The 16177-nt window shown below is 56.3% G+C and carries 16 protein-coding genes, 3 tRNA genes and 1 other RNA gene; 1 reads left to right on the top strand and 19 read right to left on the bottom strand.

What is annotated here, in order from left to right:
• Positions 1-22: 22 nt before the first annotated feature.
• The gene (gene nadA / locus ACLHDD_RS03015; protein WP_427102873.1) at positions 23-1084 is read right to left on the bottom strand and encodes a quinolinate synthase NadA; all 1062 of its coding nucleotides are present in this window, start codon (positions 1082-1084) and stop codon (positions 23-25) included.
• A 149-nt stretch (positions 1085-1233) separates the two neighbouring features.
• The gene (locus ACLHDD_RS03010) at positions 1234-1752 is read right to left on the bottom strand and encodes a methylated-DNA--[protein]-cysteine S-methyltransferase (RefSeq protein ID WP_427102872.1); all 519 of its coding nucleotides are present in this window, start codon (positions 1750-1752) and stop codon (positions 1234-1236) included.
• Between the two features lie 158 nt (positions 1753-1910).
• Here ACLHDD_RS03010 and ACLHDD_RS03005 point away from each other — a divergent pair, with 158 nt between their 5' ends.
• The gene (locus ACLHDD_RS03005) at positions 1911-3386 is read left to right on the top strand and encodes an AlkA N-terminal domain-containing protein (protein WP_427102871.1); all 1476 of its coding nucleotides are present in this window, start codon (positions 1911-1913) and stop codon (positions 3384-3386) included.
• Between the two features lie 115 nt (positions 3387-3501).
• On the opposite strand, the gene ACLHDD_RS03000 is transcribed toward ACLHDD_RS03005, so the two are convergent.
• The 17 genes from ACLHDD_RS03000 to sucC form a co-directional block, all read right to left on the bottom strand.
• Positions 3502-3632: non-coding RNA, RtT sRNA (locus tag ACLHDD_RS03000), on the bottom strand.
• A gap of 384 nt (positions 3633-4016) precedes the next feature.
• Positions 4017-4092, bottom strand: a tRNA-Lys gene (locus ACLHDD_RS02995).
• A gap of 47 nt (positions 4093-4139) precedes the next feature.
• Positions 4140-4215 (bottom strand) — tRNA-Lys (locus ACLHDD_RS02990).
• A gap of 71 nt (positions 4216-4286) precedes the next feature.
• Positions 4287-4362, bottom strand: a tRNA-Lys gene (locus tag ACLHDD_RS02985).
• Positions 4363-4527: 165 nt separating this feature from the next.
• Positions 4528-5328 (bottom strand): cell division protein CpoB, encoded by an 801-nt coding sequence (gene cpoB / locus ACLHDD_RS02980; RefSeq protein WP_288477865.1) that lies wholly within the window; start codon positions 5326-5328, stop codon positions 4528-4530.
• Between the two features lie 9 nt (positions 5329-5337).
• Entirely contained in the window at positions 5338-5865 is a 528-nt protein-coding gene (gene pal / locus ACLHDD_RS02975; RefSeq protein WP_111141611.1) for a peptidoglycan-associated lipoprotein Pal, read from the bottom strand.
• A 51-nt stretch (positions 5866-5916) separates the two neighbouring features.
• Positions 5917-7212, bottom strand: a complete 1296-nt coding sequence (gene tolB, locus ACLHDD_RS02970) for a Tol-Pal system beta propeller repeat protein TolB (RefSeq protein WP_427102870.1) — start codon at positions 7210-7212, stop codon at positions 5917-5919.
• A gap of 114 nt (positions 7213-7326) precedes the next feature.
• On the bottom strand, positions 7327-8673 hold the full coding sequence (gene tolA / locus ACLHDD_RS02965) for a cell envelope integrity protein TolA (protein ID WP_427102869.1): 1347 nt from the start codon (positions 8671-8673) through the stop codon (positions 7327-7329).
• Between the two features lie 27 nt (positions 8674-8700).
• A complete protein-coding gene (gene tolR, locus ACLHDD_RS02960) occupies positions 8701-9129 on the bottom strand; it encodes a colicin uptake protein TolR (protein WP_013357153.1) in 429 nt (142 codons plus the stop codon).
• Positions 9130-9142: 13 nt separating this feature from the next.
• Complete coding sequence (tolQ, locus tag ACLHDD_RS02955) at positions 9143-9829, bottom strand: Tol-Pal system protein TolQ (protein ID WP_427102868.1); 687 nt, start codon at positions 9827-9829, stop codon at positions 9143-9145.
• On the bottom strand, positions 9826-10230 hold the full coding sequence (gene ybgC, locus ACLHDD_RS02950; protein WP_427102867.1) for a tol-pal system-associated acyl-CoA thioesterase: 405 nt from the start codon (positions 10228-10230) through the stop codon (positions 9826-9828). Before ybgC ends, tolQ begins: the two co-directional genes overlap by 4 nt.
• A 178-nt stretch (positions 10231-10408) precedes the next feature.
• On the bottom strand, positions 10409-10702 hold the full coding sequence (ybgE, locus tag ACLHDD_RS02945; RefSeq protein WP_427102866.1) for a cyd operon protein YbgE: 294 nt from the start codon (positions 10700-10702) through the stop codon (positions 10409-10411).
• Entirely contained in the window at positions 10702-10806 is a 105-nt protein-coding gene (cydX, locus tag ACLHDD_RS02940) for a cytochrome bd-I oxidase subunit CydX (protein ID WP_427102865.1), read from the bottom strand. The genes ybgE and cydX overlap by 1 nt, the downstream gene beginning before the upstream one ends.
• A 15-nt stretch (positions 10807-10821) precedes the next feature.
• Complete coding sequence (gene cydB, locus ACLHDD_RS02935) at positions 10822-11961, bottom strand: cytochrome d ubiquinol oxidase subunit II (protein WP_427102864.1); 1140 nt, start codon at positions 11959-11961, stop codon at positions 10822-10824.
• Between the two features lie 11 nt (positions 11962-11972).
• Entirely contained in the window at positions 11973-13544 is a 1572-nt protein-coding gene (cydA, locus tag ACLHDD_RS02930; RefSeq protein WP_427102863.1) for a cytochrome ubiquinol oxidase subunit I, read from the bottom strand.
• Positions 13545-14117: 573 nt separating this feature from the next.
• Positions 14118-14993 carry a succinate--CoA ligase subunit alpha gene (gene sucD / locus ACLHDD_RS02925; protein WP_111141778.1) on the bottom strand — a complete coding sequence of 292 codons (876 nt, stop codon included), beginning with the start codon at positions 14991-14993 and terminating at the stop codon, positions 14118-14120.
• Positions 14993-16159: an ADP-forming succinate--CoA ligase subunit beta gene (gene sucC / locus ACLHDD_RS02920; RefSeq protein WP_003853151.1), complete on the bottom strand. Its 1167-nt coding sequence runs from the start codon at positions 16157-16159 to the stop codon at positions 14993-14995. The genes sucD and sucC overlap by 1 nt, the downstream gene beginning before the upstream one ends.
• Positions 16160-16177 lie beyond the last annotated feature (18 nt).

Genomic DNA, 16177 nt, shown 5'->3' with positions numbered 1-16177 from the left:
AGAGCACCTGTCCGGAAAACGCTTACGCGTTGCCCTTCACATTGAGTTTAAGGTCTGCTGCAAAGGATAGCATGCGATTAAGCGGCAGTAACGCCGCCTCACGCAGCGTCTTATCCACCTGAATCTCATGTTCCACCCCGCCCGACTCCAGCGCCTCTGCAATCGCTTTCAGGCCATTCATCGCCATCCACGGACAATGTGCACAGCTGCGGCAGGTCGCCCCCTCACCCGCCGTTGGCGCTTCCAGCAGCTCTTTGTCCGGCACAGCCTGCTGCATTTTGTAGAAGATGCCGCGATCGGTAGCCACAATCATCTGCGGATGTGGTAGCGACTTTGCGGCCTGGATCAGCTGGCTGGTCGAGCCGACCGCGTCCGCCAGATCGACAATCGCCTGCGGCGACTCCGGATGCACCAGCACCGCCGCGTCGGGGCAGAGCGCCTTCATCCGCTGCAGGGCCTGGGTTTTGAATTCGTCATGCACGATACAGGCACCCTGCCAGCACAGCACATCTGCGCCCGATTTTTGGGTGACGTAACGGCCAAGATGGCGATCCGGTGCCCAGATGATCTTTTCGCCCAGGCTGTCGAGGTGCTCAATCAGCTCGACCGCAATGCTGGAGGTGACGACCCAGTCGGCCCGCGCTTTTACAGCGGCGGACGTATTGGCATAAACCACGACGGTACGATCGGGATGGGCATCGCAGAACGCATTGAACTCCTCAATCGGGCAGCCAAGATCCAGCGAGCACTCTGCCTGAAGAGTGGGCATCAGCACGGTTTTTTCCGGGCTAAGGATTTTGGCGGTTTCCCCCATAAAGCGCACACCCGCCACCAGCAGCGTGGTCGCAGCGTGGTTGCTGCCAAAGCGCGCCATCTCCAGAGAATCGGAGACGCAGCCGCCCGTTTCCTCTGCCAGCGCCTGAATCTCCGGATCGGTGTAGTAATGGGCCACCATCACCGCGTTGCGCGCTTTCAGCAGCGCTTTGATTTTCTCACGATAGAACGTCTTCTCATCGTCGCTCAGGCGGGCAGGTTTGGGCGGAAAGGGATAAACGGCGCTTTCAGGATCGAACATCACACTCATGGCACTGCTCTCGTTTTATCTGGTTAACGAAAAATTGCCTTTTCAGGCAAATTACGCGATTACCGCGTCATCGTGTTTTATATGCTAAACACGATAACGAAAAAAACGGGCCCTGTCGTGCGCTTTTTATGCCGGACTGGTCATCGTGCTTATCCCGCCGGCGGCGTTTCCCCGGCCAGCGCTAGCGATTGCTGTGGTCTTTCCAGCGACAGCAGGAAAGCTTTGCTATCCAGCCCGCCTGCAAAGCCGGTGAGCTTGCCGTTGGCTCCGATGACACGATGACACGGCGCAACAATCGAGAGCGGATTACGCCCGTTGGCCGCGCCAACTGCACGCACGGCCAGCGGATGGCCGATCTCTCGCGCAATCTGACTGTAGCTTCGCGTTTCGCCAAACGGGATCGCCACCAGCGCCTGCCAGACCTTTTTCTGGAAATCCGTGCCGACAAAATCGAGCGGCAGGTTGAATTCGCGCCGCTCACCGGCAAAGTACTCGTTAAGCTGACGCTCGGTTTCACGCAGAACAGGATGGTCGTCATCCCGCACCTGCGGCAAAAACCGGGTGCGTTTCGGATCGTCATTTTCCCACAGGATACCTGCCAGGCCGCTGTCGCTGGCGACCAGTTTAAGCTCGCCCACCGGGGTGGCTATTGCGCTGAAGTAATACATGGTGATTCTCCCGTCATGGTTCCGTCGCCCATTATCGCACTTTTCCGGGCCCTGACTGGCTGTTTCCGGTCATGTGGCTAAACTAATGTGCTGTCCGAAAACAGCCAGTCTGACGGAGTATGCCGGTATAGACTGCAGCTCTTTACCGGAGAAATGCCATGCTCAGTCCCGAAATTGCCTACCAGGCGCTGACCTCTCGTGATACCCGCTTCGACGGCGTTTTCTTTGTGGGCGTTACCTCCACCGGCATTTACTGCCGTCCGGTCTGTCCGGTGAAAGCGCCGATGCTTAAAAACTGTCTGTTCTTCAGCAGCGCCGAGGCGGCGGAGAAAGCCCGCTTTCGGCCCTGCCTGCGCTGTCGCCCTGAGCTGGCCCCGGGAAACGCGCCGGTCGATCAGCCTCATCGCGTGGCGGAGCGGCTGGTTCAGCGTATTGAGGAGGGCATGCTGGAGGAGCGCGACGGGCTGGAAGCGATTGCTGAAGAGTTCGGGCTCAGTCTGCGTCAGTTGCGGCGTATCGTGCAGCAGGAGCTGGGGGTGTCACCACTGGAGCTTAAACAGACGCGCCGCATGTTACTGGCGAAGCAGCTGCTGACGGAAACCCGGCTGCCGATCACGGAAGTCGCCTACGCCAGCGGCTTTCGCAGCCTGCGGCGTTTTAACGATGTGTTTCAGACACGCTACCGGATGACGCCCAGCGCGCTGCGCCGGGATGAGAGCACCGTTCAGGCCACAGAGTCGGGTGACCGCATTACGCTGCAGCTGGCTTATCGCCCGCCCTACGACTGGGCAGCAATGCTCTGGTTTTTGCAGACGCACCTGATGAAAGAGGTCGAGGCGGTGGAGGATGGCAGCTGGCGACGCACTGTGGCATTAGGGCACTGCCGGGGCTGGGTCAGCGTGTCGCATCTGCCGCAGAAAAATGCGCTGCAGGTGACGCTCGCTGCCTCACTGACGCCGGTGCTGCCGCTTCTGCTGCGTCGTCTGCGCGATCTGTTCGATCTGGATGCTCAGCCGCAGCGTATCGCGGCCTGTCTGTCACAGGATCCCCTGCTGGCTCCCAGCCTGCTGGCACATCCCGGTCTGCGCGTACCTGGCGCGTTCGACGCCTTTGAACTGGGCGTACGTGCGATTATCGGCCAGCAGGTGACGGTCAAAGCGGCCACTACCGTCAGTAGCCGTTTTGCCGCCGCGTTCGGCGAGCCTTGTGAAACACCTTTTCCCGATCTGACCCGCTACACCGCGCTGCCTGAACGTATTGCCGCATCGACGGTAGATGACGTGGCGCCGCTCGGCATCGTCAGCGCCGCGCGCTCTCGTGCCATTATTGCCTTTGCCACTGCCTGTGCCAGCGGCGACCTGCGGCTCAGTGCTGCTCAGTCGCCAGACGAGGTGATAAAGAAGCTGGTTAGTTTGCCTGGCATTGGCCCCTGGACTGCACACTATATTGCGATGCGCGCCCTGCGCTGGCCGGATGCTTTTCCCAAAGAGGATATCGCCATCCGCAATAATCTGGGCGGCATGACGGCCTCACAGGCCGAGGCGCGATCACTCGCCTGGCGGCCCTGGCGCAGCTATGCGGTGATGCATATCTGGGAGAGCCTGGCGGTGGCGAAAGTGAAGAAAAAGCCGTGACGGTGGCGGTGAAGAGGCAGGCTGGCGGCTCAGCCTGAATCACAGCGTCACTAAGTCGAAGCTGTTTGCCAGACGCTGAAAACGAAAAAAGCGCCTGAGGCGCTTTTTCCTTAATGGGTGGGTCGTGCAGGATTGCCCCGGCCCGATGGGCCTCGCCTTCTGGGTGATGCTGACGCATCAGCCTGAATCGCAGGCGATTCAGTCGAACCTGCTGCAGGTTCTCATCCTGCACATCTGATCACGTGCCCTGAAAACGAAAAAAGCGCCCGAGGCGCTTTTTCCTTAATGGGTGGGTCGTGCAGGATGGCCCCGGCCCGATGGGCCTCGCCCTGGGGTGATGCTGGCGCATCAGCCTGAATCGCAGGCGATTCAGTCGAACCTGCTGCAGGTTCTCACCCTGCAAATCTGATCACGTGCCCTGAAAACGAAAAAAGCGCCCGAGGCGCTTTTTCCTTAATGGATGGGTCGTGCAGGATGGCCCCGGCCCGATGGGCCTCGCCCTCTGGGTGATGCTGGCGCATCAGCCTGAATCGCAGGCGATTCAGTCGAACCTGCTGCAGGTTCTCACCCTGCACATCTGATCACGTGCCCTGAAAACGAAAAAAGCGCCCGAGGCGCTTTTTCCTTAATTGGTGGGTCGTGCAGGATTCGAACCTGCGACCAATTGATTAAAAGTCAACTGCTCTACCAACTGAGCTAACGACCCGCTGGGGGGCTTACAATCGTTCAGCACGCCGGGCGGCTGAGATAAGATGGTGGGTCGTGCAGGATTCGAACCTGCGACCAATTGATTAAAAGTCAACTGCTCTACCAACTGAGCTAACGACCCATCTTATGACTGTGAAGCAATGCTGAAGGCCTCTTCTGAACACGACGCAATTAACACGCGTCTGAAGAAGATGGTGGGTCGTGCAGGATTCGAACCTGCGACCAATTGATTAAAAGTCAACTGCTCTACCAACTGAGCTAACGACCCATCTTCAGGCTTACCAGACACATCTGCAATGTGTCCCGGCAACGGCGGCATATATTACTGATTTACCGAGGTAGCGCAACTCTTATTTCTGCCAGAAGTGCCAACTGCCTACCTTTCATACGGCAAGACCAGAAATCACACGATATCTGGCCATAACCGGTCAAATTACAGGCTTGCCAGACGTTTCTGAGCCTGTTTCGCAGAATCGGTATCCGGATAAAGTTTAATCACCTGCTGGAAGACCGCTTTGGCTTTCGCCGTGTCTTTTTTCTCCTGCATGATAACGCCCACTTTAAACAGCGCTTCTGCGGCTTTCGGCGACTTTGGATAGTTCTTCACTACCGTGGCGTAATAGTAAGCCGCGTCGTCCTTTTTGCCTTTGTTGTAGTTCAGCTGACCGAGCCAGTAATTCGCATTCGGCTGATAGGTCGAATCCGGATAACGTTTTACCCACGCCTGAAGCGCGCTGATCGCCTGGTCATACTGTTTCTTCTCCAGAATGAGCGCCACAGCCGCATTGTAATCGCTGTTCGCGTCACCGGTTTGCGCCGGCGCACTCTGCGCCGATGCGGCCGCGCCTGCGCCTGCGGTGGCCGCTGCACCGGTATCTGCTGCGGCATCGCCGCCGGCTGCCTGCTGCCCGCCGCTGCTGCTGGCGCTGCTCAGGCTGTCGATCTGCTGGTAAAGCTGCTTCTGCCGCTCGACCACCTGATTCAGCTGATACGTATTTTGCTGGATTTGCCCACGCAACGCATCGATATCACGCTGGTTATCGCTCATCTGCTGCTGCAGTTGTTGCATCAGCTGAGCCTGGGCATTGGAGATTCGTTCAAGAGTGGTGACACGGTCTTCGACCGAGCCGGAGCCAACGCTACTGATTGACGCTTGGGCATTAGCGGCCCAGGGGGCCGCTACGCCAATCAGTAACGACAGACTCAGGAGATGACGTCTGAAGTTACTAACCATGTGATTCTCTTAGTAGACCAGTACGGCACGACGGTTTTTAGAGTACGCTGCTTCGTCATGACCCAGAACGGCTGGCTTCTCTTTACCGTAAGAAACGATAGACATCTGATCAGCTGACACGCCTTTACCCTGCAGGTACATTTTAACGGCGTTAGCACGACGCTCGCCCAGGGCGATGTTGTATTCCGGCGTACCGCGCTCATCCGCGTGACCTTCGATAGTCACTTTGTAAGACGGGTTGCTGCGCAGGAAGCTTGCGTGCTGATCCAGCATCTGTGCGTAATCAGACTGAACGTCATATTTGTCCAGGCCGAAGTACACGATGTTGTTCTGCTGCAGCTGCTGCATCTGCAGACGCGCCTGCTCGTCTGAAGACATGTTGCCGCCGTTGCCGTTCATGCCAGAGTTTGCACCGTAAGCGCCATCAGCGCCCATGCCAGTCTGGTCATTGTTGTTGTTTTTGTGTGAGCTACAAGCTGCTACTGCCAGAACCGGCAGAGCCAGCATCAAACCCTTCAGCACTTTGTTCAGTTGCATTTCAAAAATCCCATTATTGTTTATTGTTTGCGATGTCTGACAAATCAGACATTACAGATACGGCGACCAGGCAGGAAATTTTACCTGTCCATCAGTTGCCGGAAGACGCGCTTTGAAACGGCCGTCGGTTGAAACCAGATGCAGCACGGAACCCATACCCTGAGTAGAGCTGTAGATTACCATTGTGCCGTTTGGTGCCAGGCTCGGCGTTTCATCCAGGAACGTGTCCGTTAACGTTTGAACGGCTCCCGTTTCCAGATCCTGTTTGGCGACGTGTTGCGCACCACCGCTGGTGCTAATCATCACCATTGATTTACCGTCTGTTGCGACATCTGCGTCCTGGTTCTGACCCCCTTCCCAGGTAATACGCTGTGGTGTGCCGCCATTAACGCCAATTTTGTAGATCTGAGGTGCACCAGCCTGATCGGAAGTATAAGCCAGTGTCTGGCTATCCGGGAACCAGGTCGGTTCAGTGCTGTTATAGCGACCGTCGGTCACCTGACGTGTCTGACCGGAGGCGAGATCCATCACATAGAGGTTCAGGCTGCCGGTTTTAGAGAGCGCGAACGCCAGCTTAGAACCATCTGGTGAGAACGCGGGCGCACCATTGTGACGTGGATAAGACGCCACCTGACGAATCGCACCGTTAGAGAGGGTCTGAACTACCAGCGCAGACTTGCCACTTTCAAAGGTCACGTAGGCGACTTTGCTGCCGTCCGGAGACCAGGCTGGTGACATCAGCGGCTGCGGTGAACGATGTACAACAAACTGGTTGTAACCGTCATAATCGGCAACGCGCAGTTCATACGGGAACTGGCCGCCGTTAGTCTGTACGACGTAGGCGATACGGGTGCGGAAAGCGCCCTTGATACCGGTCAGTTTCTGGAAGGTTTCATCGCTGGCAGTATGCGCAGCATAACGCAGCCACTGTTTGGTCACTTTGTAGGAGTTCTGAGCCAGCACAGTGCCTGGCGCACCGCCGGTATCCACCAGCTGATAAGAGACCTGGTAGCTGCCATCCGGGTTAGACGCAACCTGGCCTACCACGACCGCATCGATGCCCAGCGCACTCCAGGCGGCAGGCTGAACTTCCTGCGCACTGGTTGGCTGCTGTGGCAGACGTGAACGATCAAGCGGATTGAATTTACCACTGTTGCGCAGGTCAGCGGCAACGATTCCGCCCACATCTTCCGGTGCGGCACCTGAGCCAGCCCATTTAAACGGCACCACGCCAATCGGACGCGCGGTGTTCACGCCCTGGGTGATTTCAATCCGGACCTCTGCATGCAGCACGGCTGCCCACAGCAGGATAAAAAAGCCTAACGTAACGCGAAGAGCTTGCTTCATTTTATCTCCCTTATCTGAACCTCAGTCCACGATAATTGGCACTGTTCCTGGAAACCACGAGTAAGACTTAGTACGGCAAGCTAACCATAGATCAACTTGCCGCCCGTTACTGCATTATTGCGGTTTAAAACGCATCGGCGCGTTTTTAAACACTTCGTAGACCGCCTGCGAAGGCGGCTTCGGAATTCGTGCCTGTTTGGCGGCTGCAATCGCGGCCTGGCAGAGCGCAGGATCGCCCCCTTCTGCCTTAACATCAATCAACAATCCATCAGGCGCAAGTTTAATCCGCAAATCACAGGTTTTTCCGCGATAGAGATCCGCATCATAGAACCGGCTCTGAATCGCACTGACCACCTGTCCCAGGTAGGAGTTGATTTCCGCGCCTGTTGCACCGGCTTTCTTCTGGTTTCCCTGCCCTGCTGCGCCACCTGAAGCACCGCTTTTCGGCGCATTCTTACCGGACGTGAGGCCGCCCAGTAAATCATCGACGTCGCTGTCATTGGCCGCCTCGGCGGCCGCTTTGGCTTTGGCGTCAGCTTTCGCTTTCGCCGCGGCATCGGCTTTAGCTTTGGCTGCGGCGTCGGCTTTCGCTTTCGCTGCGGCTTCTGCCTTCTCTTTTGCGGCCTCTTTTGCCGCTTCAGCCTTAGCTTTGGCTGCCTCGGCAGCTTTTTCTTTAGCTTCTTCTGCAGCTTTGGCTTTGGCGTCTTCCGCAGCTTTCGCTTTCGCTTCGGCTGCTTTCGCTTTAGCTTCTTCTGCAGCTTTCGCTTTCGCTTCGGCGGCTTTCGCTTTAGCTTCTTCAGCCGCTTTTGCTTTGGCTTCGGCGGCTGCTTTCGCATCCGCTTCCGATTTGGCCTTCGCTTCCGCTACCGCTTTCTCTTTTGCCGCCGCCGCAGCAGCAGCCTTAGCCTGCTGGTCAGCCTGTTTTTTTGCCTCAGCGGCGGCCTGCTTCGCCTCTTCAGCGGCAGCTTTAGCCTGAGCATCAGCCTGCGCTTTTGCCTCTGCTTTAGCTTTCGCCGCCGCGGCTTCAGCCGTTTTCTGCTGCTCCTGCGCCTGCTTCGCCGCCTCTTCAGCTGCTTTCTGCTGCGCAGCCTGCTGCTTCGCTTCTTCTTTCGCCGTTTCCTGCGCCGCTAAGCGCTCTTTTTCCAGCGCTTTCAGTCGCTGCTGCTCAGCCGCCTGTTTTTCCTGCAGCTCTTCAGCCTGTTGCTGTGCCTGCTTTTTACGCTGCTGCTCAGCACGCTGACTGTCGCTCTGCTGGTTCTGCTGGCGATTGTATTGGCTGACAACGGCACCGGGATCGACCATGACCGCATCAATATCACCGCCGCCGCCCCCTGCACTGCTGGGGTCAATGTGCTCATTGAACGAGCTCCATATCAGCAGCGCGATCAGCACGATATGCAGAATCACCGAAATGATTATCGCGCGCTTTAACTTCTCGTTTTGCTCGGTTGCCTTCGACACACTCGGTTCCCAAAAAACGGTTCGATTTTAAATCGGCTGCGTCATCAAACCGACAGATTTAACACCCGCCTGGTGCAGCAGGTTCAGCGCTTTAATAATTTCATCGTAAGGCACCTCTTTCGCGCCCCCGATTAAAAAGACTGTCTTAGGATTTGCTTCCAGCCGACGCTGCGCTTCGCTGATCACTTGCTCGGGCGGAAGCTGGTCCATGCGGTCATGATCCACGACCAGACTGTATTGCCCCACACCCGCGACTTCAACGATGACCGGCGGATTATCATCGCTGGAAACGGTTTTTGAGTCGGTGGCATCGGGCAGATCCACTTCCACGCTCTGGGTAATAATGGGCGCCGTCGCCATGAAGATCAGCAACAGCACCAACAGGACGTCCAGGAGCGGAACGATGTTGATTTCCGACTTCAGGTCGCGGCTTTTGCGACCACGTACTCTGGCCATCATTAACCTCTATTTACTTAGCGCTATCGCTGGAGAAAGCCTGGCGATGCAGAATGGCAGTGAACTCTTCCATAAAGTTGTCGTAGCCCTGCTCCAGTTTGTTGACGCGCTGGTTCAGACGGTTGTACGCCATAACTGCCGGAATCGCGGCAAACAGACCGATTGCCGTTGCAATCAGCGCTTCAGCAATACCTGGCGCGACCATCTGCAGCGTCGCCTGCTTCACCGCACCCAGCGCAATAAAGGCGTGCATAATTCCCCAGACCGTACCGAACAGGCCGATATAGGGGCTGATAGACCCCACGGTGCCGAGGAAAGGAATATGGTTTTCCAGCGCTTCCAGCTCGCGGTTCATGGAGATGCGCATTGCACGGCTGGCGCCTTCAATGACCGCCTCCGGCGCATGATTGTTGGCGCGATGCAGACGGGCAAACTCTTTAAAGCCGGCGTAGAAGATCTGCTCCGAACCCGCCAGCTCGTCCCGACGTTCCTGACTCTCATGATAAAGACGGGACAGCTCAATGCCGGACCAGAATTTGTCTTCAAACGCCTCCGCTTCTCTGCCCGCCGCATTCAGAATACGTGTGCGCTGAATAATGATGGCCCAGGAAGCAATAGAAAAGCCGATCAAAATCAACATGATAAGTTTGACCAGAAGGCTCGCCTTCAGGAACAAATCAAGAATGTTCATGTCAGTCACTGCTTGAACTCCGCGACAATAGACTTGGGAAGCGCAATCGGCTTCATCAGATGTGGGTTAATGCAGGCAATCAGGACTTCTGCCTCATTGAGCACTTTGCCTTCAGTATTCACGATACGTTGTGTGAACGTCATGGTAGCGCGTGTCATCGATGTCACTTCGCTCTGGATCTCCAGAAGCTCATCAAGACGCGCCGCCGCCAGATAGTCCACCGTCATACGCCGCACCACAAAAGCGACCTGCTGCTCTAACAGCGTCTGCTGACTGAAATGGTGCTGGCGCAACATTTCGGTACGTGCTCGTTCATAAAAAGCGATATAGCTGGCGTGATAAACCACACCACCGGCATCAGTATCTTCGTAATAGACCCGAACCGGCCAGCGAAACAGCGTTGTACTCACTCTACATCCCGGCCTCGTTTTAAACGTTGCTACTATACGCAAGAGAATTGGGGTTGGGAATGGGTCGCCAGAGCCAGGCGAAAATAATTATCGCTCCGTAACAACTGGAACGATTTCAGGGAGATTTATTGACCAGACGCTGACAAAAATTCACTGTCAGCGCCAGTGAAACGGGGATTCAGAGGTAAAAACGGTAAAGCGCCAGGCATAATACCAGCACGGCGGGTAACGGTGTGAAAAGCGCCTGCCATCGGCGCTTTTGTGGCTGAAAACCTACGCCGTGGATAACGCCCGTGCAGACTGCCCAGATCAGCACCAGCCCCTGCACGGCGGGTAACGTGCTTGCCTGGTCAGTCAGGCGCGTCGGGTCCCACATTACCGCTTCGGCCATCACCAGCGCCAGCAGCAGTGAAAGGACCCGCAGCGGGCCCTTATCCATCAGATCACAGAGCATCCGAATACGTCTGCGCATCAGCGCGACGTTTCCTGCGCGTCAGCCTGCTCAATCGCCAGCGCAGTCACGATACCAAAAGCACAGGCCAGCAAGGTGCCGAGAATCCAGGCAAAATACCACATGCGACATCTCCTTAATTAATAGAGTGAGTGACTGTTGCTTTCTATCTGCTCTTTGGTAATACGGCCAAACATTTTCCAGTAGCACCAGCTGGTATACGCCAGAATGATCGGCACGAAAATCACGGCCGCCACGGTCATAGTCTGTAGCGTCAGCAGGCTGGAGGTGGCGTCCCACATCGTCAGGCTGACGTCCGGCACGGTGCTGGAAGGCATGATGAAGGGAAACATCGCAATGCCCGCGGTCATGATGACGCAGGCCAGCGTCAGCGAGGAGAACAGGAACGCCCAGGCGCCCTTCTCTGTCCGCGAGCAGAAGATGGTCAGCAGCGGCAGCACTACGCCCAGTAGCGGGAACAGCCACAGTACAGGATGCTGCCGGAAGTTGACCATCCAGGCTCCCGCCTCGCGCACAACGGTTTTACCCAGCGGGTTAGAGGCGGCAAGGTGATCCATCGCGCTGGTGACGACATAGCCCGGAATGCCATAGTTAACCCAAACGCCCGCCAGGATAAAACAGACCATCATCACCAGCGCGGCCAGCTGCGCGGCGGTGCGCGAGCGCAGATGCAGCTCACCCGTGGTACGCATCTGCAGATACGTTGCGCCCTGCACCAGAATCATCGCCACACTGACCACACCCGCCAGCAGTCCGAACGGATTCAGCAGCTGGAAGAAGTTGCCCGTGTAGAACAGACGCAGGTACTCATCGGCATGGAATGGCACCCCCTGCAGCAGGTTGCCGAACGCTACGCCGATCACCAGTGGCGGCACGAAGCTGCCAACGAAGATGCCCCAGTCCCAGGCACCGCGCCAGCGGGTGTCTTCGATTTTTGAACGATAATCGAAGCCGACCGGGCGGAAGAACAGCGATGCCAGCACCAGAATCATCGCCATGTAGAACCCGGAAAAGGCCGCCGCGTAAACCATCGGCCAGGCCGCAAACAGCGCCCCGCCCGCGGTGATCAGCCAGACCTGGTTACCGTCCCAGTGCGGGGCAATGCTGTTAATCATGATGCGACGTTCGGTGTCGGTCCGTCCCAGAATGCGCGTCAGCATCCCGACACCCATATCAAAACCATCGGCGACGGCGAAACCGATTAGCAGCACGCCAATCAACAGCCACCAGACAAAGCGCAGAACTTCATAATCAAACATGGTCGCTCTCCTTATCCCTGCACCGGCTGAGGGGTAGTTGTGATCTGCTCATGGTGATAACGTCCGGTTTTCAGGCTGCTCGGCCCCAGACGGGCAAATTTAAACATCAGGTACATCTCAGCCACCAGGAACAGCGTGTAAAGCCCGCAGATCAGAATCATCGAGAACAGCAGATCGCCGGTAGTGAGAGAGGAGTTAGCCACTGCGGTCGGCAGAATCTCACCGATAGCCCAGGGCTGACGGCCATATTCCGCCACGAACCAGCCCGACTCGACGGCAATCCAGGGAAGCGGGATGCCGAACAGCGCGGCTTTCAGTAACATCCGGTTTTTGCCTACACGATTACGTATCACGCTCCAGAAAGAGAGGGTGATAATGCCCAGCAGCAGCACGCCACACAGCACCATGATGCGGAACGCGAAGTAGAGCGGCGCCACGCGCGGAATAGAGTCCTGCGTCGCCTGTTTAATCTGCGCTTCTGTCGCATCTGCCACATTGTCGGTATAGCGTTTCAGCAGCAGACCGTAACCCAGATCCTGTTTATGCTGATTAAAGGCGTCACGCACTGCCGGATCCTGGTTGCCACTGCGCAGCGCATTCAGCAGGGCGTACGCTTTCATGCCGTTGCGGATGCGGAGTTCATGCTGTGTCATCAGATCTTTCAGGCCGGTGACCGGCTTGTCGACGGAACGGGTGGCGATCAGGCCCAGCAGCCAGGGGATCTGCACGGCATAGCGGTTCTCCTGTGTCGCCTGATCAGGCAGGCCAAAGAGGGTAAAAGAGGCAGGTGCCGGCTGGGTATCCCACTCCGCTTCAATCGCGGCCAGCTTGGTTTTCTGCACATCCCCCATTTCATAGCCTGATTCGTCACCCAGCAGAATCACAGAAAGTACCGCCGCCATCCCAAAACTGGCCGCGATAGCAAACGAGCGTTTTGCGAAAGCGAGGTCGCGACCTTTCAGCATGTACCAGGCGCTGATGCCGAGAATAAACATCGCCCCGGTGGTGTAACCTGCCGCCACGGTGTGAACGAATTTCACCTGCGCCACCGGATTCAGTACCAGCTGGGAGAAGCTCACCATCTCCATACGCATGGTTTCGAAATTGAATTCAGAGGCGATGGGGTTTTGCATCCAGCCGTTGGCGACCAGAATCCACAGGGCAGACATGTTTGAACCCAGTGCGACCAGCCAGGTAACGGCCAGATGCTGCACTTTACCCAGGCGATCCCAGCCAAAGAAAAACAGGCCAACAAAGGTGGATTCCAGAAAGAACGCCATCAGCCCTTCAATAGCGAGCGGCGCGCCGAAGATATCACCGACATAGTGAGAGTAATATGACCAGTTTGTCCCGAACTGAAATTCCATGGTCAGGCCGGTGGCCACACCCAGCGCAAAGTTAATGCCGAATAACTTGCCCCAGAATTTGGTCATATCTTTATAAATCTGTTTGCCGCTCAGGACATAAACCGTTTCCATAATCGCCAGTAAAAACGCCATGCCGAGCGTTAAAGGGACGAACAGAAAATGGTACATCGCCGTTAAGGCAAACTGTAACCGCGACAGCTCGACGATATCTAACATAAAGACTCCTTGCTCCTCGCTTTGTCTCCATCACGCACGCGATGAAATCGGACGTAATCAGAGTCAGGAACGACTGTTTATTAATTCCGGTTTTTATGACCCGCAGAACAGGACTATGAGCTGCCTGACCAGGCAAGTCGTGAATAAGGCAGCTCTGAGAATTGTCAATCCGCGCTTTCATGAACGCGTGCTTAAACAGGAGAAAAGCGGGTGTCATCCCGGGCTGAGCAGACGTTTGAAAATCTGTGTAAAAGGCTGGATTGATGCAGCGCAATTTACGCCTTTAACGCTGCGCTTTGCCAGCACTATAGTTGGATATAAATCGTGATTAATTGATCTGGATTAACGCAATAAGTTTCCAGATCGAGTCAGGTCGGTTTCTTGTTAATAAGATGTCATTAATGAAATCTGAAATGAGTAAATAGTTTACTCACGCCACTATCTGTTAACGTAATAGATGACACCATGGTCATCTGACAGCCCCGCTTCTCGCTGCCAGTGCCCGTCTGTTTGTCCGTTCCGCCCATAAAAAAAGCCACCCGAAGGTGGCTTCTTAACATCCGTCAATCAGATTCAGCGAGCAGGTAAAACGGCTTTCACCGCGTCACCGATGTCCGCCAGGCTGCGAACGGTTTTCACGCCTGCGGCTTCCAGTGCAGCAAACTTCTCATCTGCGGTGCCTTTGCCCCCGGCGATGATCGCACCGGCATGACCCATACGCTTGCCTTTCGGCGCGGTCACACCCGCGATATAGCCGACGACGGGCTTAGTCACGTGCTCTTTGATGAAGGCTGCGGCTTCTTCTTCTGCGCTGCCGCCGATCTCACCGATCATGACGATCGCTTCCGTCTGCGGATCGTCCTGGAACATTTTCAGGATGTCGATGAAGTTAGAACCTGGGATCGGGTCACCGCCGATGCCGACGCAGGTGGACTGACCGTAACCGATATCCGTGGTCTGTTTCACCGCTTCATACGTCAGGGTACCGGAACGGGAAACGATACCCACGCGGCCCGGCTGGTGAATGTGGCCAGGCATGATGCCGATTTTACATTCGCCAGGGGTAATGACGCCCGGACAGTTTGGACCGATCATCCGCACGCCAGCTTCATCCAGTTTCATTTTCACGGTCAGCATATCCAGCGTCGGGATACCTTCGGTGATGGTAATGATCAGTTTGATGCCCGCTTCGATCGCTTCCAGGATGCCATCTTTGCAGAACGGCGCCGGAACGTAGATCACGGTGGCAGTAGCGCCAGTCGCTTCTACCGCCTCGCGCACGGTGTTAAACACCGGCAGGCCAAGATGGGTGGTGCCGCCTTTACCCGGGGTCACGCCGCCAACCAGCTGCGTACCATAGGCCAGCGCCTGCTCAGAGTGGAAAGTCCCCTGGCCGCCAGTGAAACCCTGGCAGATGACTTTGGTGTTTTTGTCGATCAGAATGGACATTATTTACCCTCCGCGGCAGCAACAACACGCTGTGCGGCGTCTGTCAGGCTGGTTGCTGCAATGATGTTCAGACCGCTGTCCGCCAGTTTCTGGGCGCCCAGCTCGGCGTTGTTACCTTCCAGACGTACCACTACCGGCACGTTCACACCCACTTCAGCGACGGCGCCGATGATGCCGTCAGCAATCAGGTCGCAGCGTACAATACCGCCGAAGATGTTCACGAAGACGGCTTTCACCGCATCGTCAGACAGGATGATTTTGAAGGCTTCGGTTACGCGCTCTTTGGTTGCGCCGCCGCCGACATCCAGGAAGTTGGCTGGCTGACCGCCGTGGTGCTTAACGATATCCATGGTACCCATCGCCAGGCCTGCGCCGTTAACCATACAACCGATGTTGCCTTCCAGCGCAACATAGTTCAGTTCCCACTGTGTTGCATGAGCTTCACGCGGATCTTCCTGGCTTGGATCGCGCATTTCGCGCAGCTCTGGCTGACGGAACAGGGCATTGCCATCGGCACCCAGTTTGCCATCCAGACAGATCAGATCGCCCTGTTTGGTGATGACCAGCGGGTTGATTTCAACCATCGCCAGATCGCGCTCCAGGAACAGGGTCGCCAGACCCATGAAGATCTTAGTGAACTGGCCTACCAGCTTACCGGTCAGGCCCAGTTTAAAGGCCAGTTCGCGACCCTGATAAGGCTGCGGGCCGGTCAGCGGATCCAGTGCCATTTTGTGGATCAGGTGCGGGGTTTCTTCCGCAACTTTCTCGATTTCCACGCCGCCTTCGGTCGAGGCCATGAAAATCACGCGACGCGTCGCACGATCGACTACGGCACCCAGGTAGAGCTCCTGATCGATATCTGTCGCCGCTTCAACCAGAATCTGGTTAACCGGCTGACCGTTTGCATCTGTCTGGTAGGTCACCAGACGCTTGCCCAGCCAGTTTTCAGCAAAAGCACGGATCTCTTCTTTGCTGTTAACCACTTTCACACCGCCCGCTTTACCGCGGCCACCGGCATGAACCTGACATTTAACTACCCACGGGCCTGCGCCAATTTTAGAGGCTGCTTCTTCCGCTTCACGTGGTGTAGTACAGGCGTAACCCGTTGGTGCCGGCATGCCATACCGTGCAAACAGCTGTTTCGCCTGGTATTCGTGTAAGTTCATGATGTTCTATCCATTCAG

This window comes from Pantoea sp. NSTU24 (assembly GCF_050157905.1).
Taxonomy (GTDB): Bacteria; Pseudomonadota; Gammaproteobacteria; order Enterobacterales; family Enterobacteriaceae; genus Pantoea.
Note: the sequence above shows the minus strand (reverse complement) of the source record. Positions and strands in the feature narration are given on the sequence as shown.

Excerpts from the sequence above, each read along its gene's own strand:
- nadA (WP_427102873.1), bottom strand. The coding sequence starts at position 1,084 with ATGAGTGTGATGTTCGATCCTGAAAGCGCCGTTTATCCCTTTCCGCCC.
- ACLHDD_RS03010 (WP_427102872.1), bottom strand. The coding sequence starts at position 1,752 with ATGTATTACTTCAGCGCAATAGCCACCCCGGTGGGCGAGCTTAAACTG.
- ACLHDD_RS03005 (WP_427102871.1), top strand. The coding sequence starts at position 1,911 with ATGCTCAGTCCCGAAATTGCCTACCAGGCGCTGACCTCTCGTGATACC.
- cpoB (WP_288477865.1), bottom strand. The coding sequence starts at position 5,328 with ATGGTTAGTAACTTCAGACGTCATCTCCTGAGTCTGTCGTTACTGATT.
- pal (WP_111141611.1), bottom strand. The coding sequence starts at position 5,865 with ATGCAACTGAACAAAGTGCTGAAGGGTTTGATGCTGGCTCTGCCGGTT.
- tolB (WP_427102870.1), bottom strand. The coding sequence starts at position 7,212 with ATGAAGCAAGCTCTTCGCGTTACGTTAGGCTTTTTTATCCTGCTGTGG.
- tolR (WP_013357153.1), bottom strand. The coding sequence starts at position 9,129 with ATGGCCAGAGTACGTGGTCGCAAAAGCCGCGACCTGAAGTCGGAAATC.
- ybgE (WP_427102866.1), bottom strand. The coding sequence starts at position 10,702 with ATGCGCAGACGTATTCGGATGCTCTGTGATCTGATGGATAAGGGCCCG.
- cydX (WP_427102865.1), bottom strand. The coding sequence starts at position 10,806 with ATGTGGTATTTTGCCTGGATTCTCGGCACCTTGCTGGCCTGTGCTTTT.
- cydB (WP_427102864.1), bottom strand. The coding sequence starts at position 11,961 with ATGTTTGATTATGAAGTTCTGCGCTTTGTCTGGTGGCTGTTGATTGGC.
- cydA (WP_427102863.1), bottom strand. The coding sequence starts at position 13,544 with ATGTTAGATATCGTCGAGCTGTCGCGGTTACAGTTTGCCTTAACGGCG.
- sucD (WP_111141778.1), bottom strand. The coding sequence starts at position 14,993 with ATGTCCATTCTGATCGACAAAAACACCAAAGTCATCTGCCAGGGTTTC.
- sucC (WP_003853151.1), bottom strand. The coding sequence starts at position 16,159 with ATGAACTTACACGAATACCAGGCGAAACAGCTGTTTGCACGGTATGGC.